We start from the raw sequence: 23340 nt of genomic DNA, 5'->3' as shown, positions 1-23340 counted from the left end.
GCCGAAGGCGCCCGAATCCGCACGGATCGGGCGCCTTCGACGTATCGGATCAGATGAACAGATCGAGGATCAGCACCACGATCAGGCCCGAGACCGACAGCACGGTCTCCATGATCGACCAGGACTTGATGGTCTGCCCCACGCTGAGCTTGAAGTACTCCTTCACCAGCCAGAAGCCGGCGTCGTTGACGTGCGAGAAGAACAGCGAGCCCGCACCGACCGCGAGCACGACCAGCGACACCTCCCCGGAGCTCATACCCTCGATGAGGCCGATCATCAGCGACGACGCGGTGATGGTCGCGACGGTGGCCGAACCGGTGGCCAACCTGATCGCCACCGCGAGCCCCCAGGCCAGCAACAGCACCGAGATGTTGGCGCCCTCGGCGAGGTTCTTCAGCGCGGTCCCGATGCCGGTGTCCACCAGCACCTCCTTGAACCCGCCGCCGGCGGCCACGATCAGGATGATCCCCGCGACCGGCGGTAGCCCGGATTCGACGCACTTGGTGATCTCGGCCCGGTTCATCCCGCCGCCGCGGCCCAGGGTCACCATGCCGACGATGACGGCGATCAGCAGCGCGATGAGCGGCGTGCCGAGGGTGTCGAAGATCTGCCGGAACCACTGGCCTTCGTCGTCGATGAAGATGTCGACGAGCGCCTTGCCGAGCATGAGCACCACCGGCAGCAGGACGCTGAACAACGTGATGCCGAACGACGGGCGCAGGCGCTGTTCGCGCTCGGCCGACTCGTCGGCGGAGAAGGTGTCCGGTGCACCGACGACGACCCACTTACCGGCCAGCTTGCCGAACAGCGGTCCCGCGATGACGATCGTCGGGATCGCAACCGCGACACCGAGAGCGAGGGTGAGACCCAGGTCGGCTCCCAGGTAACCGATGGCCGCGAGCGGACCGGGGTGCGGAGGTACGAAGCCGTGCATGGCCGAGAGTCCGGCCAGTGCCGGGATGCCGATCGTGATCAGCGACAGCCCGGAGCGGCGCGCCACCAGATAGATGACCGGCATCAGCAGCACCAGGCCGATCTCGAAGAACATCGGCAGACCGATGATCGCGCCGACCAGCGCCATCGCCCATGGCAACATGCGTGGCGATGCCCGCCCGATGATCGTGTCGACGATCTGATCGGCTCCCCCGGAATCGGCCAGCAGTTTGGCGAACATGGCGCCGAGCGCGATCAGGATGCCGACACTGGCCGCGGTCTTGCCGAAGCCGTTCGAGAACGAGGCCAACACCGTCGCGAAGTCCTCGCCGGCCACCACGCCGACGGTGACCGCACCGAAGATCAGGCCCAGGAACGGGTTGAGCTTCACCACGGTGATCAGCACGACGATCACGGCGATGCCGGCCAGGAAGGCCAGCATCAGGTGCGGGGTCGAGGCGACCGGCTCGACCAGCTTGGGCGGTTCCGCCAACAGCGTCGCGGCGTGATGGGACAAGCCGGTGTTCATCGGGCCTCCAGTCCGGTGCGGGAAACGTATTCGTCGACAATGGAATCGATGCTCTGGCTGACGTCGATGGTCTCCCCGACCTCGTCGGCAGCGAGTGGCTCAAGGGTGTCGAACTGCGAGGCCAGCAGCGAGGCGGGCATGAAGTGTCCCGGCCGGCTGGCCTGCCGCGCACCGATGACCTCGGGGGTTCCGCTCAGATGCAGGAACCGCACGGATGGGCAGTGGCTGCGCAACTGATCCCGGTAGCGATGCTTGAGCGCCGAGCAGCTCATCACCCCGCCACTGCTGCAGCGCTCCCCCAGCCACTCGCCGATCGCCTCCAGCCAGGGATGACGGTCGTCATCGTCGAGCGCTTCGCCGGCGGTCATCTTCGCGATGTTCGCCGGCGGGTGGAAATCGTCGGCGTCGGCGAACGGTACGCGCAGGCGCTGCGCCAGGGCGGCGCCGACGGTCGACTTACCGGATCCTGAAACCCCCATCACCACGATTGGTGCCGTCATGTCCCCTACCGATCTCGATGTGTCTGGCCTCACATAGCGTGCATCAATCATCAGATTATTGCAAGCAGATCACGAAAAGATCTGTTCTTATGCCGAGTCGCCGGCCTATGACAGGATGTAACGGTGGCCAGCACGCCGAATGTCAGCGCATTGCACGAGAATGTGCTCACCGCGCTCGGCACCGCCGTGGTTTCGGGCGCATACCCGGCCGGTCAGGTGATAAACCTCGAACGGGTCAGCGCCGAACACGAAGTATCGCGCAGCGTCGCGCGCGAGGCGGTCCGCGTGCTGGAGTCGATGGGGATGGTCGCCGCGCGGCGCCGGGTGGGGATCACCATCCAGTCCCAGGAACACTGGAATGTCTTCGACCCCAGGCTGATCCGCTGGCGTCTGGAGTCCGGCGACCGCGCCGCGCAGCTGCTGTCGCTCTCGGAACTGCGACGCGGATTCGAACCCGCCGCCGCAGCGCTGGCGGCCCGTCGCGCCGACCCGCACCAGTGCCGCATCATGGCGGCCGCGGTGTCGGACATGGTGATGCACGGCCGTTCCGGTGATCTGGACTCATACCTGCAGGCCGACAAGGTGTTTCACCGCACCCTGTTGGAAGCCAGTGGCAACGAGATGTTCAGAGCGCTCAACGCCGTGGTGGCCGAGGTCCTCACCGGGCGCACCCACCACGGCATGATGCCCGCCGCCCCCAACCCCGAGGCGATCGCCCTGCACGACGAGGTGGCCCGCGCGATCCGGTTGCGTGACGAGGCGGGCGCCGAGCGTGCCATGCGCGCCATCATCGACGAGGCCAGCGCGGCCGTGGCCGACGACCCGGCGGGTGATTGACTGTTCGAGTGAGCAGACCCACCGCCGTCGCCCGCAGACTGTTCGACCGGCTCGAGCCCGTGCACGCCGTCACCTACTTCGCCCCGGAGGCCCGCGCCGCCCTCGACGATCTGGGCTACCGCGGCTTCTGGAGCGGATACTTCGCGGCCCGTTCGGCCCCACTGGGACAGGTGTCCCCGGAGGTCGTCACCGCCGTCTTCTACAACTTCGCCGCCCACCGGGTTGCCAAGGCGTTGCCGGCCGCCTGGCAGATCGCGCCGCCGGCAACCGTTCTGCAGGCACGCCTACGGGCGGCGGTGGCGGCGCTGCGTCGCTACGGCCTCGCCGCGGGCGTCGAGTCCGCGGCGGATCTACTCGGCACGGCCGCCCGTAACGCCCCGGTCGATGGACGGCCGCTGTTCGCGGCCAACCTGGCGCTGCCCTGGCCCGAGGATCCGCTGGCCCGGCTGTGGCACGCCAGCACGTTGCTGCGGGAGCACCGCGGCGACGGCCACATCGCAGTGCTCAACGTGTTCGGCATCAGCGGTCGGGAGTCGAATGTGCTGCACGCGGCCGCGGGCCGGGTACCTGCCGAGATGATCATGCGCAGCCGCGACTACGACGACGATCTGTGGCGGGAGCAGGTCGACCGACTCGCCGGGCGCGGACTGCTGGACACAGCGGGTGAGCTCACCGCAGCCGGACGGGATCTCAAGGCGGAGATCGAGGACGCCACCGACCGACTCGCGCTCTCGGCCTTCGACATCCTCAGCGAGGCCGAACTGAAAATGTTGTTCGCAACTCTGACACCGTTGACCAGGCTGGTGGTCGCCGCCGGCGACGTCCCCTCGGCGACGCCGATGGGGTTGGACCGCGCCGACCTGGACAACGACACCTACTGAGTCAGCGGGGCGCGTACATGATCAGCCCGACACCGAGCAGGCACACCAGCGCCCCCGAGACATCCCAGCGATCGGGCCGGAATCCGTCGGCGACCATGCCCCACAGCAGCGATCCGGCGACGAACACCCCGCCGTAGGCGGCCAGCACCCGGCCGAAGTTGGCATCCGGCTGGAAGGCGGCCACGAAACCGTATGCGCCGAGCGCAATCACACCGGCTCCGACGAACAGCCAGCCGCGGTGTTCCCGCACGCCCTGCCACACCAGCCAGGCGCCGCCGATCTCCAGGACCGCGGCGAGGGCGAAGAGCACCATCGATTTGAGTACCAGCACGGCTACCACCCTGCCGTGAGCGTGCGCAAAATCAGATAACCGCGCGGCGTGTCCTCCTCAGACACGCACGGTCGCCGGGAAGGCGAGTTGTGCGAGGAATCAGGTCAGTTGCGGTTCCATTCCAGCCAGCCCACGCCGGTGCGCCCGTCGGCGGTCCGCACCGTGGCCCAGGCCCGCGGGAATTGGGCGGTCCGGCCGTCGGCGGCGGTCAGCAGCACCGGTGCATGACCGGCGACGTCGGCGACCGCCTCGATTCCCACCGGACTCAGCGACAGGGTGGTCGCGACGGGCAGGTCATCGTCGCCGAACGTCTCGGCGGCGGTGATACCGCTGAGCTCGACCAGGTCCTCCCCCTCGCGCTGCACATAGCCGATACCGAGCGGGCCCATGCCCGGGATGCGCAGATCCACCCCGTGCAGGTGGGTGCCGTCGTCGAGGTGCAGCGCGCTCCACACCCAGTCCATGCTCCACCAGTCCCGGACACCCCAGGAATGGTCACGCTGGCCGGCGACCCCGGTGAGCTGGTGGCGGCGGCCGTCGGCGGACACCGAACCCGATACCGCGCAGGCGATCTCGTAGCGCGGGGTGACCCGATAGAGGTAGGGCGTGGTGACCGAGGTGAACTCCAGGTCCAGCGCGATGTCCACCTCGCGGCCGTCGCCTCCGCCGGGACGCAGCAGCTCCGCGGGATCGTCATGGGCCCGTGCGCGCCCGCGCACTGTCACCCGATAGGTCTGCAGCGGTGTGGTGGGCGCCAGTTCCAGGCTCACCCCGTCGGTACGGACCGTGTGGGGATCGGCGGGCAGCGCGGCGGACATGTCGTTGATCGCGATCGTCGGCATGCCGGGCCCGCACAGCAGGACCTGGATCCAGGCGGTCTGCTGGTTGGGTACCAGGCCCAGACGCACCCAGCCGCCCAAACCCTGTGTCGGATCGACGAAATCGAAGTACCAGCTCTCGTTCCAGAGTTCCTCGCCGGTGGGCGGATGCGGCCCCTCGTCGGCGGGCTCCGGGGCCAGCGGTTCGGGCGCATCGGCGGCGGGCAACAGCTCCAGCGCACCGGTGTCCAGGACGTGGGTGCAGTGCCGGTCGAGCATCGTCATGAACATCTCGTCACCGCGTTCGGTGCGCTCGACCAGCATCGAGGACACGATGGCCATCATCACCCCGAAGAAGGCCGCTCGCCGTACGCCGGCGCGGACATCGTCGAGCGACAACGACGGATCCTCCCCGAGTGATTCGTGGTAGGCGCGCAGCAGCTCGTCGTAATGCGCCCGGCGCAGATCGTTGGGCAGCGCGCAGCCCAGGAAATAGGCGACATCGGTCAGTGCCGGTCCACGGGTGACGGTCTGCCAGTCGACCACGGTCAGCGGCCGGTCCGCGCCGTCGGCACCGAAGAGCATGTTGTCCAACCGGTAGTCGCCGTGTACCAGGCCCTGCGGCACGGCCTGCTCGCCGGCCAGATAGCCGTCGAACGCCTCGACCAGGCGTTTGCACACCCGGCGGTGTTCGGCGTCGATCCGGTCGCCGAACCGCTCGGTGAATCCGGCCCACAGGCCCGCCAGCAACGCCTGATTCACCGGCGCATCCCGGTTGAGCCAATCCGCGTCGGCGAGGCCCTCGGCACCCAGCAACGGACCGTGGACCCGGCCCAGCTGGGACAGCGCCAGGGTGGCTTGTTCTACTGTGGCGCCGCGGATCTCGTCACCGACGATCGCGGGCGCCGCATCACCCAACAGCAGGTCGAAGGCCCCGGTCTCGGCGTCGTAGGCGTGGTGGTAGCAGGGCGCGAAAGGGCCCGTCTGCGCGCCGGTCAGGCGCGATGCGATCTCGGCGTAGAAACGCACCTCGCGCTCGTAGAGGCCGAGCGCCAATCCGGTCTGCCTGCTGTTGGGATCGGCCGCGGCCACCTTGAGCACCACGCTGGCCGGGCCGGCCTGGCCGTCGGAATAGCGCAGCGTGACGCGGTAGCACTCGCTCATCTGCCCGGTGCCGATCCGCTGGAACTCGTGCCCGGTGACCGTGCCGGCGCCGAGGGTGTCGGTGAGCCATTCATCGGTCAGGTCGGTCGGACGTTCGATGAGTCGAGGATGCACAGAGGTGAACCTAGCAGTGGCGCCGGTCACACATGACGGGTGTCAACTGTTGTGACATTCCGCCGGTGAAGGGGCGACGTCCAAGGCCGGGTTGCGGTCGAAGAAGCCGAACGGTTTCAGCCAGAACGACACCACATCCACCGGCATCACCGGCCAGTCCTCGGGACGGGTGATGTGATGGATGCCGAAGACGTACCAGAGCACCACGTCGGTGTTCGCAATCGGCCGATTGGCCTTCGTCCACTCCCCCAGGCCGCTGTCGACCTCCGACTGGTTGACGAATTCACCTGCCGGCCAACGTTCGTCGGGGCTGTTCGGGGTGACCCACAGCGCGTGGCCGATGACGTTGGCGCGCTGCAGCACCGGTGAGTCCGGATCGAACATGGCCGGGATCGCCCCGGTCGGCACCAGCTTGTAGGCGGGGTGGGTGCCCAGCCGAGAACGCACGTTGGTGTTGACCACCTTCCATCCGCGCTGGGTGCCGAAGTCGACGTCCTGCTTGCCCTCGTCCTCGGTGCGCAGCGCGACGTTGCGGGTCACCAGGGACAGCCCGTGTGGATTGTCCGGCCCGATCGGCTCGGCGTAGGACTCCGACATGTAGACGGTGTTCTCCGGGCCGTCGACGTCGAGGTCCAGGCGGGCGACCAGGAAGTGTTGGTGATACGGGGCATACGTGCGTTCGTCGACCAGCGTGCCGTTGGGATTGGGCGCCCCGGCGGCCAACGGGGTGGTGACCATGATGCCGGTGGCGCGGACCTCACACTCGATGTTGCCGTCCTGGTAGAGCCGCCAGTAGACCAGGTACTCGTAGTTGGCGACGGTGACGTGGAACGAGATGGTCAACCTGCGCATCCGGCGCACCTCGGCCCCGGCGTGGTGGTCGACGTGTTTCCACAGCACGGCGTTGTCTTCCTCGTGGATGCAGATCGCGTTGGCGATGGTGTAGGGCTCGCCCGAGCTGTCATGCAGGACCGCATCCAGATAGCGGATCTCGCCCAGGCAGTCACACCCCAGCGTCAGCGAGGTGGTCATGAAGCCAAGGCCCCACTCCCCGATGTCGAAGGCGGTGCGCCGGTAGTGATCCGCCGAGGGATCGCGGTACGGGACCACCATCTCGGCGAAGGACAACCGGTGTGCCACCGACCGGTCGCGTTCCCCGTCGCGATAGCGCACGGTGTGCAGGACCATGCCCTCGCGATAGTTGAACCCGACCCGCAGCGACCAGTTCTGCCAGCGCAGCAGGTTGCCGTCGAGGGTGAACGACGGCCCGTCGGGCTGGGTGATGTGCAGCGGGGTGAGTGGATCGCGGCGTTGCGCGGCGCGGATGTGTTCGGGGATGTGCCGTGGCGTGTATTCGCCCATCACCGGCGCGATCTCGATGTGCTCGTCGTCCTCGACCCGCAGCACCTCCATGGCATTGACGTCGATGACGCAGTGCAGGCCGCTGATCAGATGGGCGTAGGGGTTCATCCCCGGGCCGTCCTTGAGCCACGTGTCGGACCAGCCGAGCCTGCGGTCGGCGAACTCGGGTGGGGCGACGGCCGCACCGTAGGTCCAGGTGTCGAAGAACACCAGATCGATATCGTGGATGCCGCGTCGAGCCAGCGCGGCGAGCAACTCGGGGTTGGTCCGCAGCAACTGGTCGCACTCGTTGAATTCGTCGACGGTGAAGTTCGGCTGGACGCCGGGGATGTGGTCGAAGGAGTCCACCCGGTCGTCGTCGAGTGAGACCACGGCCTTGTGGGTGGTGTTGGTGGCGCGGTCCAGGCAGACCGCCGACGCCTGGCGCGCCGGCCGGGGCCCACCGTTCTCGAAGGTCCTCAGGTCCGCCTTGGCGGGCTCGATGAGCTCGATCGAGGCGAACCGCCAGCCTTCGCCGACGCCGTGTTCCCGGCCCAGGATCGTGGCGACAGTGCGGATTTCGTCGTGGCCCAGCGGGTCCAGCGGGTGTCTCATCGCCACACGCAATCACACCGGGGGCCGCCGCGCACGCACTTGCCGTCTTTCGTCAAGAGGAGGCCAGGGTGAAGCCCTCCCAGGCCTGGCGACGGTCGGCATGGGGGTCGTACTCCAGCCGGGTCTGCCGGTCGAACACCAGGACCGCCCGCATGCCCTCGTCATAACGCGGCCAACCCTCGCCGGGCCTGCCGGTGCGGCTGAACTCGCCCCACCGGCGCTGTACGTCGCGGCTGACCCGGTGGGCCGACGCACGATCTCCGGCTGCGGTCAGCAGCGACCCGAAACGCGTTCGGTAGATGCCGAATACGGCAAACAGCTCGGTCGCGTGCGTCGCGCCCAGGCCGGACCAGCGGAAGGTGCGGGGCGCGTAGTCATATCGGTAGACGTAGGTCGGGCTGTGCGCACCGTGCGCCTGGGCGATCTGCCATGCCGCGGTACCGAACGCAAAATCCCCGCCCAGGCGGACACAAGCCGCGGGACTCGGATATCCGGGATAGGCCTTGGTGATCCGCTCTCGTACCTCGACATCGCTGTCGGCCAGCAGCATCTCGATCGCCGGTTCGGTGGTCGGGAGAAGTTGCAGGAACCGGGTGAACAGCTTGCCCTCGTCGGCATTGGTGCCGACGATGAGCGGCACCTGATGCGCATCGCCGTCACGCATCGCCAGCACCGGGTCCCTGGGCAGCATCTCGGTGCCATAGGTGGGCCCGACCGGGAAGGCGCCCCGCATGGCCTTCATGCCGTCGACCATCAACTGCTCCAGCGCCTCGACGAGTTGCGCCGGTTTGGCCGCCATCACGGCGGCGGCGCCGTCGGCGGGCCGGACGCCGAGCAGCGCGGCGTAGTCCTCGGCGAAGGCCGCCGCGACCTCGGCACTGCCCGCCATCCCGCTGGCCGGGCTCTCGGCGATGGCCTGGCGGAACAGTCCGGCTGCCGACGGCGTGGCCAGCAGCGTCGCGACGGCGTGGGCTCCGGCGCTCTCCCCGAATATCGTCACGTTGTCGGGGTCGCCGCCGAACACCGCGGCGTTGTCGCGCACCCACTGCAGGGCCAGCACCAGGTCACGCAGGAAGAGGTTGTCGTCGATCGGATGGTCGGGTGTGGACAGCGACGCGAGATCCAGACAGCCCAGTGGACCCAGTCGGTAGTTCACCGACACGTAGACGCAGCCCCGTTTGGCCAGCGCGACGCCGTCATAGATCGGTGTCGCCGAACTGCCCAGGATGTAGCCGCCACCGTGGATGAAGAACATCACCGGCAGCGGTCCGTCGGTGTCGGGATGTTCCGGTGTCACTACGTTGAGCGTCAGGCAGTCCTCGCTCATCGGTTGATATTTGCCGACGCCGAGCAGGGTGTACATCTTCTGCTGCGGAGCGCAGTAGGTGAATCCGTGGCAGTAGCGCACGCCCGGCCACGGCTCGGCCGGGACCGGCGCCCGATAGCGCAACGGACCTACCGGTGGTTTCGCATACGGGATCGAACGCCACCGGTGCACGCCGTCCCTGGTGAACCCCTCGACGGTTCCCGTGCTGATCCGGGCCCGGATGGTGTGTTGGTGCATGCCGCCGACGTTAGCGAAAACCCGGTGTCCGTCGCGCCTTGTGCGATGCCGCCACGCCGCCCGCTACCCTGACCGGATGCGGTGGGCGCTGGTATTCGCGGCATCGGCGCTGGTCGCGGCGTGTTCGGCGGGAAATGGAACCGATACCGGCCGCACGCCGCTGTCGGTACCCGCCAAGACCACCGAGTCCGCTCGGTCCACTGCGGCTCGGCCGACGACGACACCGACCACCAGACCCCCCGTCGCAGCGGCTCCCGACGCCGGGGCCGACCTCGCCGCGGTGTGGTGCGTCGACTATGCGCACCGCTCGGCGGTGCGCATGGGCGCCGCCGGCGTCGACGGGTTCGGCTGTCTCGCCGTAGCGCAGGCCCCGCCGGGAATCGGGATCCGATTGTCCTGCTCAGCTTTTCGAACGAAAGCGACCGACTGCTCTCAGCGCCAGCCGTCCGCGGCCTTGGCCGCATCGAGCAGGTCCTGACACAGCGCGAGCAATTCGGCCCCGGTCGCGCCCTCCTGCACCGCCGTGGTGACGTCCTCGGCCGCGCACCGCAGCTGGAAGAGCCGGTCGGACAGATCAGCGGCCTCCTCGGCGGACAACACCACCGCATCGGGCGCCACCGACGTGCCCTTGACCTGCGCCCGTTGCTCGTAGGCGCGCTGACGGCAGGACTGTCTGCAGTACTGACGGCGTCGGCCCATCCCGGCGTCGGGCACCTCGCGGCCACACCAGCGGCACGGCTGGGCGCGGGTGCGCCGCCGTGTGGCGGAATTGCCCGGCGTAGCGGATGTCACGGGCCGACTGTAGACGGCCGGACCGGGGTATCCCAGTACCTGCCGTATCCTGGTCAGTTGAGTCGGAGAACGCCATGGGAACCATTCCAGGGTCTGCTGCGTTGATTCTCCGGACGAAATTGCGCGTGTTGAAGGAGAGTTGACGATGGCTGATCGAGTCCTGCGAGGCAGTCGCCTCGGTGCCGTGAGCTACGAAACCGATCGCAACCACGACCTGGCGCCGCGTCAGGTCGCGCGCTACCGCACCGACAACGGCGAGGAATTCGACGTGCCGTTCGCCGACGACGCGGAGATCCCCGGTACCTGGCTGTGCCGCAACGGTCTGGAGGGCACCCTCATCGAGGGTGATGTCCCCGAGCCGAAGAAGGTCAAGCCGCCCCGTACCCACTGGGACATGCTGTTGGAGCGCCGGTCGGTGGAGGAACTCGAGGAGCTGCTCAAGGAGCGCCTCGACATCATCAAGACCAAGCGGCGCGGCTAGCGCCGACGGTAGGCCCGGCGCAGCTCCTCAGAGCTGCGCGGGCTTGCTGGTGACGCCGCGGGCGCGGTCGATGCGCCCGCGCAAACCCCACTCGGCCACCTTGAACATGGCCTCCCGGATGTTCGACCCGCTCATCTTCGAGACCCCGAGTTCGCGCTCGGAGAAGGTGATCGGCACCTCGACCACGGAGAAGCCGGCGTTGATGGCCCGCCAGGTCAGGTCGATCTGGAAGCAGTAACCCTTCGAGTCGACCGCCGACAGGTCGATCTTCTCCAGCACCTCGCGCCGGTAGGCCCGGTATCCGGCGGTGATGTCGTTGATCCCCACCCCGAGCAGTACCCGGGCGTAGGTGTTGGCGGTCTTGGACAGCGCGAACCGGCGCCGCGGCCAGTTGCGGATCGCCCCGCCCGGCACGTACCGCGACCCGATCACCAGATCGGCGCCCCCGTCGACGGCGGACAGCAGTCTGCCCAGCTCCTCGGGTGCGTGGCTGCCGTCGGCATCCATCTCGACCAGCACGGAGTACTCCCGGCTCAAACCCCAGGCGAAACCGGCCAGATAGGCCGCGCCCAGGCCGTCCTTGCTGATCCGGTGCATGACGTGCACACGATCCGGGTCGGCCAGCGACAGTTCGTCGGCCAGTTGGCCGGTGCCGTCCGGGCTGCCGTCGTCGACGATCAGGATGTGCACGTGCGGTACGGCAGCGTGCACCCGCCCCACGATCAACGGCAGGTTCTCCCGCTCGTTGTAGGTGGGAATGATGACCAGTGTGCGTTGACTGGGAGAAGCGGGATAGCCGGAGGTCTGCTCCGGGCCATCGATGGTGCTCATGCTGTCTTCTCGTCCTCACTGCCCTGGGCGGGCCGTTCCACGTCGTTCTCGGAGCCGGCCGCGTCGCTGTCGGAGCTGCCATGTCCGGTGCGCGCGGCGGCGGGCTGCCGTCTGCGCACGAACTTCCCATTGTGCAGCATGGCGGCGATCACAGCGGCAAGGCCGATACCCACCAGTACCGCCTGTACCACCGGCCCCCACTCGGTGGCGAAGGTGATGTTGGACCGGAGCTTCACGGCGGTGTCCAGGTAGGCCGGTTCGAACCATTCGGTGCGGGCCAGCTCGTGTCCGTCCGGCGCGATCACGGCACTGATCCCGGTGGTACCGGCGACCACGACGTAGCGGTCGTGCTCGACGGCGCGCAGTCGCGCGAACGCCAATTGTTGGCGGCTCATCGTCTCGTCGAAGGTGGCGTTGTTGCTCGGCACCGCGAGCAGCTGGGCACCGCCGAGCACCGACTCGCGGACCGCGCGGTCGAAGATGACCTCCCAGCAGGTCGCCACGCCGATCGGGATGCCGGCCGCCTGCACCACGCCGTCGTCATGGCCGGGGACGAAATAGCCCGCACGGTCGGCGTAGGAGGAGAACGTGCGGAAGAAGTCACGCCACGGCAGGTACTCCCCGAAGGGCTGCACGATGCGCTTGTCGTGGCGGTCCTGTGGTCCGTTCTCGGGATCCCACACCAGCACCGAGTTGGTCGTCACCGGTGTGGTCGGGGTGTAGTCCGGCGCGGCCAGCACGGTGCCCACCAGGATGGGTGCGCGCACCGCGCGGGCGGGCGCCGAGATCTGCTCGGCGGCATCGGTGTTGCGCAGCGGATCGATGTCCGAGGAGTTCTCCGGCCAGATCACCACCATGGGCTGCGGGGCCCGGCCGGCCCGGACGTCCTCGGCGAGCTGCATCGTCTGGGCGACGTGATTGTCGAGCACCGCGCGGCGCTGGGCATTGAAGTCGAGACCCAGGCGGGGGACGTTGCCTTGCACGGCGGCCACCGTCACCGCGGGGTGCTCACCGGCGCCCATCCCGGACTGGCGGACGCCCGGCCACACCAGTGCGGTGGCCAGCAGCACCAGGCAGATGCACATACCGGGCAGCACCGCCTCCGGTCGGGCGGCATCGGAGCCGCCGGGGCGCCGCGAGCGACCCGGATGGCTGTGTCGCCACCACAGCGCGATCTCCAACGTCAACGCGGTGAGGCTGAATCCGACCAGCGCGGTGGCGACCGAGACCAGCGGCGCGCCGCCGATCTGCGCCAGCGGCAGCAACGGGCCTTCGGTCTGCCCGAAGCCGACCACACCCCACGGGAATCCGCCGAACGGGATCGTCGACTTGAGCCATTCCTGCACTGCCCATTCCGCGGCAAACCACACCGGCCATCCCGGCAGGCCGCGAACCAGCACGGCCAGCAGACCGAACAGCGCCGGGAACAGCGCTTCCAGCAGGGCCAGCGCGAGCCATGGCCCGGTCCCCACGAACAGCCCGATCCATGGCAGCAGGGGCAGGGTGAACGCCAGTCCGAACAGCAGTCCATAGCCGAAGCCGCCGGCGCGGGTGGTCTGGGCCCGGGTGAGCACCCAGCCGAACAGTGCCAGCGCCGGGAAGGCCGCCCACCACCAACCCACCGGCGGAAAGCTCAGGTAGAGCAGTGCGCCCCCGGCTGTCGCGGCGAGCAGGCGGGCCCATCGTGCGGTCAGCGCGCGCCGGGCGCTGCCGACAAAACGGGCAGCCCGGCCCGGCGCACCGTCAGCCATGCACCACCGCGCCGCGATGCACCGCCCGAACACAGCGCGGTAGCGCGGTGTCCAGGTTCGGCAGCGCCGGAACCCGTGACCGCGGGTCGGTGGACCAGCGGGCGGCGGCGTCGTCGGCCGGTGTGCTGACCGCCAGCGGTCCGGTCTCCCAGATGGCGTACGAGGCAGGGGCGCCGGGCACCAGCGTGCCGGTGATGCCGTCGCGAACGCCGCCGGCCCGCCAGCCGCCGCGGGTCGCGGCCGCGAATGCCGCGCGGGCCGAGATCCCGCTACCGGGCGTGCGGTGATGGACCGCCGCGCGGACCGTGGCCCAGGGGTGCAGTCCGGTCACCGGGCTGTCGGAGCCGAAGGCGAGGGGCACGCCTTGGGATGCTAACAGCGCGAACGGATTCAGCAACGCCGCCCGGTCGGTGCCCAGACGCTGGGCGTACATGCCCTCGGGGCCGCCCCACAGCGCGTCGAAATTGGGCTGCAGGCTGCCGATGATGCCCCAGCGTCCGAGGTCGGCCGCCTGTTCGGCGGTGACCATCTCCAGATGCTCGAGCCGGTGCCCGCAGCGTGCGACGGCCGGCCCGCCGAACCGGTCGACGACGCTGCGCACCGCGTCGGTGACAGCGGCCACGGCGGCGTCGCCGATGACGTGGAACCCGGCCGGGATACCCGCCTCGGTACAGGCGTGCAGATGCGCGGCGATCTGGCCGGTGTCGAGATAGCTGTTGCCACAGCTGTGTTCGGCGTCAGCGTAGGGCTGGTGCAGCCAGGCGGTGCGGGAGCCGAGCGCGCCGTCGACGAACAGGTCACCGGCCAGACCGGCCGCCCCGGTGGACTCCAGCAGTGCGCGGGCGGCGTCCGCGCTGTCGACGGCTTCGCCCCAGTAGCCGGTGACCTCGACACCGTGCTGCAGCGCCCGTACGTCGTGCCAGTCGTCGAGCCCGCCGATGTCGGGTCCCGCGCACTCGTGGACGGCGACGATCCCGTGTGCCGCGGCGGCATCCAGCGCCGCAACCTGCGCGGTGTGGCGCTGTTCGGCGGTCAGCGGGTCACGGGCGGCACCGCGGACGAGGTGGTGTGCGGCGGCGGTGAGTGGGCGCTGCGGATCGAAACCGGTGGCCGCGTCCAGTCCGGCGGTCGCCGCGCGCAGCCCGGTGGAGGCGACGGCCGAGTGCACGTCGATGCGACTCAGATAGGCGGGCCGGTTGCCGAGCACACCGTCGAGGTCGGCGGTATTGGGCGCAGCGCGTTCGGGCCAGGACGACTCATCCCAACCTGAACCCCAGACGATGCCGTCGGGGTGGGCGGCGGCGTACTCGGCGATCAGCCTCAGACAGTGCGCACGGGAGGTCGCCTGCCGCAGGTCCAGTCCGGTCAGGCTGAGGCCGGTTGCGGTCAGGTGGACGTGACTGTCCACGAACGCCGGGGCCACGAAGGCGCCGGCCAGATCCACGGTCTCGGCGTCGGGGAACTCCGATCGGGCGGTGTCGTCGGCGCCGAGCCACACCACCGCGCCTTCGGGTCCGTCGCTGAAGGCGATCGCGGTGGCGTCGGGGGCGGCCGGGCTGTGTACCCGCCCGTTGATCAACAGAGTCGTCACGAAGGTGACACGTTAATCGGGTCGGATGACGCGGTGCTCCAGTGCGGTCGGATCGGTCGGCGCGGCCCCGCGTTCCTGCACGTCGACGACGTCGATGACCTCGCCGTCGACGTAATCGCCGGCCGGCCCCTGCCGACGCGGGAAGCCGGCCGGATAGGTCATCACCAGCGGGGTCGCGGCCAGCTTGCGCCCGACCAGTGCGGTGGCGACCGGCCGGGCGACGCGGCGGGTCGGCGGCAGCAGCAACAACGCTCCGAGCGCCGAGCTGGCCAGGCCGGGGATCACCACCAGCACGGCGCCGAGCGCGACCAGCGCGCTGTCGGTGGCCAGCGCGCCCGATGCGGAGCGGGTGTTCAGCGCGGACTGCAGCCGGGCGATGTGCCGCGCGACCTGCGAGCCGGCCAGCGCCACCCCCACCACGAAGGTCACCATGATCGCCAGCACTGTCCAGCCGAAGCCGATGGTGGAGACCAGCCCGACCACCACCGCCAGTTCGACGAGGAAGTAGATCAGGAACATCCGCATTGCCATGTCCGGACAACGCACGGCGGTCCGTGCGGGTTCCACGACGGGCCCGGCGCCCGGCGCTCAGTGCAGGGCGACACCCAGTTCGGCGGCGAACACCCTGATCATGTGCTGCACGCCGATCTCGTTACGGCCGATGATCATGTGGTCGTGCTGACCGTGGCGCACACCCTCGCCACACTGTGGCAGCATGGCGAAGTCCTCATCCCGCACCGCGGCGTGCACACCGTCGAAGATTAGGTCGTAGTTGGCCCGCATCTCGTCGTTCTCGGCGGGCACCCGGCTCATCCAGCTGTGTCGCACGGTGCACCGGGTCGGTTCGCCGGCCGGGAGCATGTCGATGATCTCGACGCCGACCGGGCTGTTGGCCAGGATGAGGTTCGGATAGACCCAGTAGATGACGCCCATGTTCATGTGCGGGTCCCACGACCCGCACGGGTCGTCGGCGAGATTCTGAATCCAGTTGAATGGGAACCCGATTCGGTGGTGCCTACCGAACTCGTCGTAGACGCCGGTGTTGGGCAGGGTGTTCTGCCCGATGACGCTCTCACCGTGCACGAACGGGAAGTGGTACCCCTCCGCGAATGCTTCCAGCGCGCCCTTCCAGGACACCTGGGATGTGAACTCCTTCTCCCCGTGATAGCCGTAGGACGCGTAGTCCAGCAGGGCGAGTTCGGGCCCCAGCGGTCCGAGGTGGGTGTCGACATCGATGTCGGCGTCCGCGCTCAGCACCGCCCAGATGAAGCCGTGGCGTTCTTGACTGGGCAGTTCGACCAGGCCGTAGTCGGCCTTGTTCATCGAATCGAAGCCGGCCTGACCCGGCACCACGAACAACTCACCGGTGTTGCGGTAGCTCCAGGCGTGGTACGGGCAGACGAAGCGTGCGGCGTTGCCCGATCCGCAGGCGGGCATGGCGCCACGATGCCGGCAGTAGTTGAGGAACACGTGGCTGTGGCCGTGCCGGTCACGGGTGACCAGCAGGGAATCCCCCAGCACCGACCGGACGACATAGTCGTTGATGCCGGCCACCTGTGCGCTCGGCACGATGGCCAACGGCACCCGCCGCAGGATCTGGGTTTCCTCGATCTCGGTAATCTTGGGGTCGCGGTAGTAGTGCAGGGGGACCCGCAGTTCACGCTCGGCCATGTCGGTGGTCTTGGCGGTGGCATGAGCCAGTGCGCGTCGGGTCAGTTCCTCATCGCGGTTGCTCACCGGCGATCCGGTCATTGCGGTCATGAAGTCTGAACATACATCAGACACTGATTGTATGTTCAGAAATGGCGGACGACGATCCGCGCCGCGGGCCGGGATGGCACGATGCGTCCATGCGTAGACACGGGTGGGGTGGTGACATACCGGCCGATGACGACGAGGCGGCGCGGCGGATCATCGACGCCGCCCGCGCGTCGATCGACGAGCGCGCGGCGGTGAGTATCTCCGATGTCGCGAGCGCGCTCGGCATCACCCGGCAGACGGTCTACCGGTATTTCGCCACCCAGGAGGCATTACTGCAGGCGACCGCCCTGGCCTCGGTCGGCGGTTTCCTCGATCACCTCGCCGCGGATCTGCATTCGATCGACGAGCCCACCACCGCCGTCGTGGAAGGCATCGCCTACACCCTCGAACAACTACCGCACGACCGCTATCTCGGCCTGGTCATGCAGCCCGGGCGGGCCAGCGCATTCGCGGTCGGCGTGACCGCCGACACGGCCATCGCGTTCGGGCGCTCGATCCTGGAGCGTTTCGATGTCGACTGGGCGGCAGCGGGATTCACCGACTCGCGCTTCGACGAACTCGTCGAGTTCATGCTGCGCGTGCTGCAGTCCTTCATCCTCGACCCCGACGGCCCCAGCCGCCGCGGCGCGGATCTGCGGGAGTTCTTGCACCGCTGGGTGGCGCCGGCGGTGACCGCGGCCTCGATCACCGAACTCGCACCGTAGAGGGCCACCCGGCACCCGAACCTCAGTCGGCGGGACTGACCTCGATGGCGGCATGCACCTTGTCCACCCCGCCCCGGATCAGGGCCTGCGGAATCCACCACCAGGCGTGCCACCAGTACCGGCGGGTCACCATGTCGAACACCCGGCGGGTCTCGGATTTCGGCAGATTACGGGCCACCGCCTCGACGGGATCGCCCTTGACCTTGCCGAGCACGCCACATTTCTGGATGGTCACCCGCGGCGTGTTGTTGATTCGCTTGGTCTTCCACGACCCGTCATCGGTGCTGATCAGCAGCTTGCCTTCGTGCGGGACGCCCCACACCGGCGTCGGCTTGGGCCGCCCATCCTTGGTGAACGTGGTCAGCAGCAGGTACTTCTCGCGGTAGACATCTTCGAAGGTCGGAGCCATGGCATCAGTTCACCATGTCCGGCCACCGTGGTCTCGACGTTGCGCCGGAGCCGTCGGCCGGCGGGAATCGGTCAGCCCGCCGCGCGCAACTCCAGCGCCAGGTTGTTCTTCATCCCGCCGCGCAGCTTCGAGAACAGATTGAAGACCTTGCCGAACAGCCCGTACCGCCTGCCGATCCCTTCGTAGGTTCGGCGCAGCGCGTCCTGGTCCAGGATGGCGGCCACGGCGTCCACCGCCTCGCTCTTGGGGTTACCCCGGCGGTCACAGACCGCCACCGTCACCCGCGGGGTGTTGCGGATCCGCTTGACCTTCCACGCGCTCGCCTGGGTGAGCACCAGCAACCGGTCCCCCTCCGGGACCGCCCACACCGCGGTGGGTTTGGGGCGGCCGTCTTTGGTGAAGGTGGTCAGCAGCACATAGTCGGCCTTGGCGACATCGGCGAAGGTGAGAGCCATGCGATGAATCCTAGTGTCAGCCCTCGAGCTCGCCCTCGGTCTCCAGCAGCACCTGCTTGAGCCCGTCCAGGGTGGCGGCCTCGGGCTGCGCCCACATACCGCGGCCGGCCGCCTCCAGCAGTCGCTCCGCCATCCCGTGCAGCGCCCACGGATTGGACTCGTTCATGAACTTGCGATTCTCGGCATCGAGCACATAGGTCTGGCTGAGCTGTTCGTACATCCAGTCCGACATGACGTGGGCGGTGGCGTCGTAACCGAACAGATAGTCCACCGTCGCCGCCATCTCGAACGCGCCCTTGTAGCCGTGTCTACGCATCGCGTTGATCCAGCGCGGATTGACCACCCGGGCGCGGAACACCCGGGTGGTCTCCTCGCTCAGGGTGCGGGTGCGCACCGCGTCGGGACGGGTGTTGTCACCGATGTAGGCGGCCGGATCCTTGCCGGTGAGCGCGCGGACGGTGGCGATCATGCCGCCGTGGTACTGGAAGTAGTCGTCGGAGTCGGCGATGTCGTGTTCGCGGGTGTCGGTGTTCTTGGCGGCCACTGCGATCCGGCGGTACGCCCGATTCATGTCCTCCGATGCCGCGGCGCCGTCCAGCCCGCGGCCGTAGGCGAAGCCGCCCCACGCGGTGTACACCTCGGCGAGGTCGGCGTCGTCACGCCAATTGCGGCTGTCGATCAGTTGCAGCAGACCGGCGCCGTAGGTGCCCGGCTTGGAGCCGAAGATCCTTGTGGTGCTGCGGCGTTGATCACCGTGCTCGGCGAGGTCGGCCAGCGCGTGCGCACGGACGTAGTTGTCTTCGGCGGGCTCGTCCAGCCCGGCCACCAGCGCGACCGCGTCGTCGAGCATCGTCACCACGTGCGGGAACGCATCGCGGAAGAACCCGGAGATGCGCACCGTCACATCGATGCGGGGTCTGCCGAGTTCGGCCGGTGAGATGGCCTCCAGGTCGACGACGCGCCGGGAGGCGTCATCCCAGATGGGGCGTACCCCGAGCAGGGCGAGCACCTCGGCGATATCGTCGCCCGAGGTGCGCATCGCCGAGGTCCCCCACACCGACAGACCCACCGACTCGGGCCAGCGGCCGTGATCGGCGCGGTACCGCTGCAACAGCGAATCGGCAAGCGCACCACCGGTTTCCCAGGCCAGCCGGGACGGCACGGCCTTGGGGTCCACCGAGTAGAAGTTGCGGCCGGTGGGCAGCACATTGACCAGCCCGCGCAACGGGGATCCCGACGGCCCCGCGGCGATGTAGTGCCCGTCGATCGCCTTGAGCACCGCATCGATCTCGCCGGCGGTGGCGCGCAGCCGGGGCACCACCTCGGTGGCCGCGAAGCGCAGGATCTCGGCGACCACCGGGTCGTCGGTCAGCCCGTCCACCGCCCCGGCGTCCCAGTCGGCGGCCTGCAGACCGGCGACCAGCGCGCGGGCCGCCTCTTCGGCATCATCGACGCTCCCCCGATCGTCGGTGCCGTCCTCGGTCAGTCCGAGGGCCTGGCGCAGGCCGGGGACGGTCTGCTCGCCGCCGAACAGCTGGCGGGCGCGCAGGATCGCCAACACCAGGTCCAGTTCGGACTCCTCGGCCGGGGCCAGGCCCAGGATGTGCAGACCGTCGCGGATCTGGACATCCTTGATCTCGCACAACCAGCCGTCGACGTGCAGCAGCATGTCGTCGAACGAATCCTCGTCGGGCCGATCCTCCAGGCCCAGATCGTGATCCATCTTCGCCGCGCGCATCAGCGTCCAGATCTGCTGACGGATGGCGGGCAGCTTGGCGGGGTCGAGTGTGGAGACATTGGAGTGCTCGTCGAGCAACTGCTCCAGTCGCGCGATGTCGCCGTAGGTCTCGGCGCGGGCCATCGGCGGGATCAGATGGTCGACCAGGGTGGCGTGTGCGCGGCGCTTGGCCTGGGTGCCCTCGCCGGGATCGTTGACCAGGAACGGATACACCAGCGGCAGGTCGCCCAGGGCGGCGTCGGTGCCGCATTCGGCGCTCATCCCCAACGTCTTGCCGGGCAGCCACTCCAGGTTGCCGTGCTTGCCCAGATGCACGACGACATCGGCGCCGAAGCTGTTGGAGAAGCTGTCGTCGAGCCAGCGGTAGGCGGCCAGATAGTGGTGGCTGGGCGGCAGGTCCGGATCGTGGTATATGGCCACCGGGTTCTCACCGAACCCGCGCGGCGGCTGCACCAGGATGACGGTGTTGCCGGACTGCATTGCCGCGACCACGATCTCGCCGTCCGGATCCTGGCTGCGGTCGACGAACAGTTCGCCCGGCGGCGGGCCCCAGTGCTGAACCACGGCCGCGGCGAAATCGTCCGGCAGGGTCGCGAACCACGCCCGGTAGTCCGCGGCCGACACCCGGATCGGGTTGCCGGCCAACGACTCCTCGGTGAGCCAGTCGGGGTCCTGTCCCCCGCGTTCGATGAGGGCGTGTACCAGGGCGTCACCATCGCCGGCGTCCACCCCGGGTACCTCACCGATGTCGACGCCGTGTTCGCGCAGGGCGCGCAGCAGTGCCACCGCGCTGGCCGGGGTGTCCAAGCCGACGGCATTGCCGATGCGGGCGTGTTTGGTCGGGTAGGCCGAGAAGACCAGGGCGATCCGCTTCTCGGCGGCCGGCACGTGCCGCAGCCGCGCGTGCCGCACGGCCAGACCGGCCACCCGGGCGCAGCGCTCGGGGTCGGCGGTGTAGGTGATCAGGCCCTCGTCGTCGATCTCCTTGAACGAGAACGGCACCGTGATGATGCGGCCGTCGAACTCGGGCACGGCGACCTGGGTGGCGACATCGAGCGGGGACAGGCCGTCGTCGTTCTCCGACCATTTCGCCCGCGAACTGGTCAGGCACAGCCCCTGCAGGATCGGCACGTCCAGGGCGGCCAGATGCGCGACGTTCCACCCGTCGTCGTTGCCGCCGGCCGCGACCGCGGCCGGCGTCGCACCGCCGGCCGCCAGCACCGTGGTGATCAGCGTGTCGGCGGTGCCGAGCAGCTCGAGGAGTTCGGATTCGGCGGTGCGCAGCGAGGCGCAGTACACCGGCAGCGCCCGGCCGCCCGCGGATTCGATGGCCTCGCAGAGCGATTCGATGTAGCCGGTGTTCCCGGCCAGATGCTGGGCGCGGTAGTACAGCACCGCCACCGTCGGCCCGTCCGGGTTGGGTGCCGCGGTGCGCTCGAGCTGACCCCAGGTCGGGATGGCCACCGGCGGATCGAAGCCCTCGCCGGTCATCAGCACGGTGTCGGACAGGAACGCATGTAGACCGCGCAGATTCTCGGTGCCGCCCTGGGCCAGATAAACGTGTGCCTCCAGCGCGACGCCGGCCGGCACGGTCGAGTGCCGCATCAGTTCGGCGTCGGGAGACTGTTCGCCGGAGAGCACCACGGTCGGCACGCCGCTGGCGACCACGGCGTCGATTCCGTCCTGCCACGAACGGTAACCACCGAGGATGCGCACCACCGCAATGTCGACGCCGTCGAGCAGCTCGCTCAACTCACGCGCAAGCTCGTCCTGCAGCAGCCGGGACGGATTGGCCCAGCGGAAGTCGGCGCCACTGGCACGCGCGGTGATGAGATCGGTATCGGACGTCGAGAGCAGCAGCACGGTCGGCACCGCTCAATCCTGCCTCACCACGCGCGGCGCGTGGTCTGCCGGTCAGTGTTCGGATCGGCTCCAACGCCCGTACCAGGAGTCCCGGTATGGGGTGGTGATGGCGGCGACCACGAGGGCCACGCCGAGTCCGATGGCGATCAGTGAGGCCATGACGATCGCCTCCTTTCGTATGGGGTACCGGCGGTACCGTGTTGCTGCATCGAAGCTAGCGCCCATGGCCTGCAGAAACGGTGTTCTGTGCGTGAGCAGACAGCTCTGATCTTGGTGTGCCACACCTCACAAATCCCCGCCGTGCGGCACCGTGAGCTGCGGTTTCCGGACTTTAGATCGGGGTTGGCGAAACCGTTTACAGGCTCGGCGACGGCTGGCGCAATGGAGCCATGAGCACTCGTACCTCCCTGGATGTGGTGAAACTCGGCGCGCACATCGGTGCCCGGATCGACGGTGTCCGACTCTCCGGTGACCTCGACGAGGCGACGGTGGCGGCGATCAACTCCGCCCTGCTCACCCACAAGGTGATCTTCTTCCGCAACCAGGACCATCTCGACGACGACGGTCAGCTCGCCTTCGCGCAGCGTCTGGGCACCACCACCGCCGCACACCCCACGGTGCTGTCCCGGGGGACGCGGGTGCTGCCCATCGACTCGCGCTACGACAAGGCCAACAGTTGGCACACCGACGTGACCTTCGTCGACCGTGTTCCGAAGGCCTCGTTGCTGCGCGCCGTCGCGCTGCCCGAGTACGGCGGCACGACGGTGTGGGCGAACACCGCGACGGCCTACACCCAGCTGCCCGAGCCGCTGCGCCTGCTGGCGGAGAACCTGTGGGCGGTGCACACCAACAAGTACGACTACGCCGCCGACTACGACGGCCGGCACGAACAGCTCGCCGACACGGTGCGTGAGCACCGCGCCGAATTCGAGTCCGAGTACTTCGAGACCGAGCACCCGGTGGTGCGCGTGCACCCGGAGAGCGGTGAGCGGGTGTTGCTGCTCGGGCACTTCGTCAAGCGGTTCGTCGGACTGGGCGCCACCGAGTCGGCCGCGCTGTTCGACCTGCTGCAGACACGGATCACCAAGCTGGAGAACACGGTTCGGTGGAACTGGCAGCTCGGCGACCTGGCCATCTGGGACAACCGGGCGACCCAGCACTACGCGGTGTCCGATTACGACGACCAGTTCCGCCGTCTCAGCCGGGTGACACTGGCCGGTGACATCCCCGTCGACGTGCAGGGCCGGCCCAGCCGTGTCGTCGCCGGCGACGCGACGCGGTACTCCGCGGTCGTGGACCCGCTGCCCGGCCGGCACGCGAAGGCGAGCTGACCGCGC

20 protein-coding genes are annotated in these 23340 nt (G+C 68.7%); 5 read left to right on the top strand and 15 right to left on the bottom strand.

Features of this window, described 5'->3' with window-relative positions; translation table 11 throughout:
* Nucleotides 1–49: 49 nt before the first annotated feature.
* Together BST17_RS01525 and BST17_RS01520 are read right to left on the bottom strand one after the other, a co-directional pair.
* A complete protein-coding gene (locus tag BST17_RS01525; RefSeq protein ID WP_083054858.1) occupies nt 50–1462 on the bottom strand; it encodes a GntP family permease in 1413 nt (470 codons plus the stop codon).
* Entirely contained in the window at nt 1459–1962 is a 504-nt protein-coding gene (locus BST17_RS01520) for a gluconokinase (protein WP_083054856.1), read from the bottom strand. Before BST17_RS01520 ends, BST17_RS01525 begins: the two co-directional genes overlap by 4 nt.
* A gap of 123 nt (nt 1963–2085) precedes the next feature.
* Here BST17_RS01520 and BST17_RS01515 point away from each other — a divergent pair, with 123 nt between their 5' ends.
* Both BST17_RS01515 and BST17_RS01510 read left to right on the top strand, forming a co-directional pair.
* On the top strand, nt 2086–2799 hold the full coding sequence (locus BST17_RS01515; protein ID WP_083054854.1) for a FadR/GntR family transcriptional regulator: 714 nt from the start codon (nt 2086–2088) through the stop codon (nt 2797–2799).
* Between the two features lie 8 nt (nt 2800–2807).
* Entirely contained in the window at nt 2808–3680 is an 873-nt protein-coding gene (locus tag BST17_RS01510) for an SCO6745 family protein (RefSeq protein WP_083054852.1), read from the top strand.
* Between the two features lies 1 nt (nt 3681).
* Here the strand turns inward: BST17_RS01510 and BST17_RS01505 are convergent, their stop codons facing one another.
* From BST17_RS01505 to BST17_RS01485, 5 genes are all read right to left on the bottom strand, one after another.
* Nucleotides 3682–4008 (bottom strand): YnfA family protein, encoded by a 327-nt coding sequence (locus tag BST17_RS01505; protein ID WP_083055278.1) that lies wholly within the window; start codon nt 4006–4008, stop codon nt 3682–3684.
* Between the two features lie 107 nt (nt 4009–4115).
* Entirely contained in the window at nt 4116–6107 is a 1992-nt protein-coding gene (locus BST17_RS01500; protein ID WP_083054850.1) for a DUF7064 domain-containing protein, read from the bottom strand.
* A gap of 42 nt (nt 6108–6149) precedes the next feature.
* A complete protein-coding gene (locus BST17_RS01495; protein ID WP_083054848.1) occupies nt 6150–8063 on the bottom strand; it encodes a primary-amine oxidase in 1914 nt (637 codons plus the stop codon).
* 52 nt (nt 8064–8115) lie between these two features.
* Nucleotides 8116–9627, bottom strand: a complete 1512-nt coding sequence (locus BST17_RS01490) for a carboxylesterase/lipase family protein (protein WP_083054846.1) — start codon at nt 9625–9627, stop codon at nt 8116–8118.
* A gap of 432 nt (nt 9628–10059) precedes the next feature.
* Entirely contained in the window at nt 10060–10419 is a 360-nt protein-coding gene (locus BST17_RS01485; protein WP_083054844.1) for a hypothetical protein, read from the bottom strand.
* A gap of 145 nt (nt 10420–10564) precedes the next feature.
* On the opposite strand from BST17_RS01485, the gene rbpA reads away from it, so the two are divergent.
* Complete coding sequence (rbpA, locus tag BST17_RS01480) at nt 10565–10900, top strand: RNA polymerase-binding protein RbpA (protein WP_019512961.1); 336 nt, start codon at nt 10565–10567, stop codon at nt 10898–10900.
* A gap of 27 nt (nt 10901–10927) precedes the next feature.
* Here the strand turns inward: rbpA and BST17_RS01475 are convergent, their stop codons facing one another.
* The 5 genes from BST17_RS01475 to BST17_RS01455 are packed head-to-tail and all read right to left on the bottom strand — an operon-like array spanning nt 10928 to nt 16834.
* On the bottom strand, nt 10928–11731 hold the full coding sequence (locus tag BST17_RS01475; RefSeq protein ID WP_083054842.1) for a polyprenol monophosphomannose synthase: 804 nt from the start codon (nt 11729–11731) through the stop codon (nt 10928–10930).
* The gene (lnt, locus tag BST17_RS01470) at nt 11728–13482 is read right to left on the bottom strand and encodes an apolipoprotein N-acyltransferase (protein WP_083055275.1); all 1755 of its coding nucleotides are present in this window, start codon (nt 13480–13482) and stop codon (nt 11728–11730) included. Before lnt ends, BST17_RS01475 begins: the two co-directional genes overlap by 4 nt.
* On the bottom strand, nt 13475–15073 hold the full coding sequence (locus BST17_RS01465) for an amidohydrolase (protein ID WP_083054840.1): 1599 nt from the start codon (nt 15071–15073) through the stop codon (nt 13475–13477). The genes lnt and BST17_RS01465 overlap by 8 nt, the downstream gene beginning before the upstream one ends.
* Nucleotides 15074–15085: 12 nt before the next feature.
* On the bottom strand, nt 15086–15604 hold the full coding sequence (locus BST17_RS01460) for an FxsA family protein (protein WP_083054838.1): 519 nt from the start codon (nt 15602–15604) through the stop codon (nt 15086–15088).
* Nucleotides 15605–15661: 57 nt separating this feature from the next.
* Nucleotides 15662–16834, bottom strand: coding sequence for an aromatic ring-hydroxylating oxygenase subunit alpha (locus tag BST17_RS01455; RefSeq protein WP_083054836.1), 1173 nt, complete (start codon nt 16832–16834; stop codon nt 15662–15664).
* Between the two features lie 89 nt (nt 16835–16923).
* On the opposite strand from BST17_RS01455, the gene BST17_RS01450 reads away from it, so the two are divergent.
* Nucleotides 16924–17538, top strand: a complete 615-nt coding sequence (locus tag BST17_RS01450) for a TetR/AcrR family transcriptional regulator (protein ID WP_083055272.1) — start codon at nt 16924–16926, stop codon at nt 17536–17538.
* A gap of 22 nt (nt 17539–17560) precedes the next feature.
* On the opposite strand, the gene BST17_RS01445 is transcribed toward BST17_RS01450, so the two are convergent.
* The 3 genes from BST17_RS01445 to cobN all read right to left on the bottom strand — a co-directional run bounded on the left by BST17_RS01445 (nt 17561) and on the right by cobN (nt 22012).
* On the bottom strand, nt 17561–17947 hold the full coding sequence (locus BST17_RS01445; protein ID WP_083054834.1) for a PPOX class F420-dependent oxidoreductase: 387 nt from the start codon (nt 17945–17947) through the stop codon (nt 17561–17563).
* 71 nt (nt 17948–18018) lie between these two features.
* Complete coding sequence (locus BST17_RS01440; RefSeq protein WP_083054832.1) at nt 18019–18402, bottom strand: PPOX class F420-dependent oxidoreductase; 384 nt, start codon at nt 18400–18402, stop codon at nt 18019–18021.
* Between the two features lie 16 nt (nt 18403–18418).
* Nucleotides 18419–22012 (bottom strand): cobaltochelatase subunit CobN, encoded by a 3594-nt coding sequence (gene cobN, locus BST17_RS01435; protein ID WP_083054830.1) that lies wholly within the window; start codon nt 22010–22012, stop codon nt 18419–18421.
* 380 nt (nt 22013–22392) lie between these two features.
* Here cobN and BST17_RS01430 point away from each other — a divergent pair, with 380 nt between their 5' ends.
* Nucleotides 22393–23334 (top strand): TauD/TfdA dioxygenase family protein, encoded by a 942-nt coding sequence (locus tag BST17_RS01430; RefSeq protein WP_083054828.1) that lies wholly within the window; start codon nt 22393–22395, stop codon nt 23332–23334.
* Nucleotides 23335–23340: the final 6 nt, after the last annotated feature.

This window comes from Mycolicibacterium bacteremicum (genome assembly GCF_002086115.1).
Taxonomy (GTDB): Bacteria; Actinomycetota; Actinomycetes; order Mycobacteriales; family Mycobacteriaceae; genus Mycobacterium; species Mycobacterium bacteremicum.
Note: the sequence above shows the minus strand (reverse complement) of the source record. Positions and strands in the feature narration are given on the sequence as shown.

Excerpts from the sequence above, each read along its gene's own strand:
- BST17_RS01430 (WP_083054828.1), top strand. The coding sequence starts at position 22,393 with ATGAGCACTCGTACCTCCCTGGATGTGGTGAAACTCGGCGCGCACATC.
- BST17_RS01440 (WP_083054832.1), bottom strand. The coding sequence starts at position 18,402 with ATGGCTCTCACCTTCGCCGATGTCGCCAAGGCCGACTATGTGCTGCTG.
- BST17_RS01450 (WP_083055272.1), top strand. The coding sequence starts at position 16,924 with ATGCGTAGACACGGGTGGGGTGGTGACATACCGGCCGATGACGACGAG.
- BST17_RS01475 (WP_083054842.1), bottom strand. The coding sequence starts at position 11,731 with ATGAGCACCATCGATGGCCCGGAGCAGACCTCCGGCTATCCCGCTTCT.
- lnt (WP_083055275.1), bottom strand. The coding sequence starts at position 13,482 with ATGGCTGACGGTGCGCCGGGCCGGGCTGCCCGTTTTGTCGGCAGCGCC.
- BST17_RS01525 (WP_083054858.1), bottom strand. The coding sequence starts at position 1,462 with ATGAACACCGGCTTGTCCCATCACGCCGCGACGCTGTTGGCGGAACCG.
- rbpA (WP_019512961.1), top strand. The coding sequence starts at position 10,565 with ATGGCTGATCGAGTCCTGCGAGGCAGTCGCCTCGGTGCCGTGAGCTAC.
- BST17_RS01490 (WP_083054846.1), bottom strand. The coding sequence starts at position 9,627 with ATGCACCAACACACCATCCGGGCCCGGATCAGCACGGGAACCGTCGAG.
- BST17_RS01495 (WP_083054848.1), bottom strand. The coding sequence starts at position 8,063 with ATGAGACACCCGCTGGACCCGCTGGGCCACGACGAAATCCGCACTGTC.
- BST17_RS01520 (WP_083054856.1), bottom strand. The coding sequence starts at position 1,962 with ATGACGGCACCAATCGTGGTGATGGGGGTTTCAGGATCCGGTAAGTCG.
- BST17_RS01445 (WP_083054834.1), bottom strand. The coding sequence starts at position 17,947 with ATGGCTCCGACCTTCGAAGATGTCTACCGCGAGAAGTACCTGCTGCTG.
- BST17_RS01460 (WP_083054838.1), bottom strand. The coding sequence starts at position 15,604 with ATGGCAATGCGGATGTTCCTGATCTACTTCCTCGTCGAACTGGCGGTG.
- BST17_RS01455 (WP_083054836.1), bottom strand. The coding sequence starts at position 16,834 with ATGACCGCAATGACCGGATCGCCGGTGAGCAACCGCGATGAGGAACTG.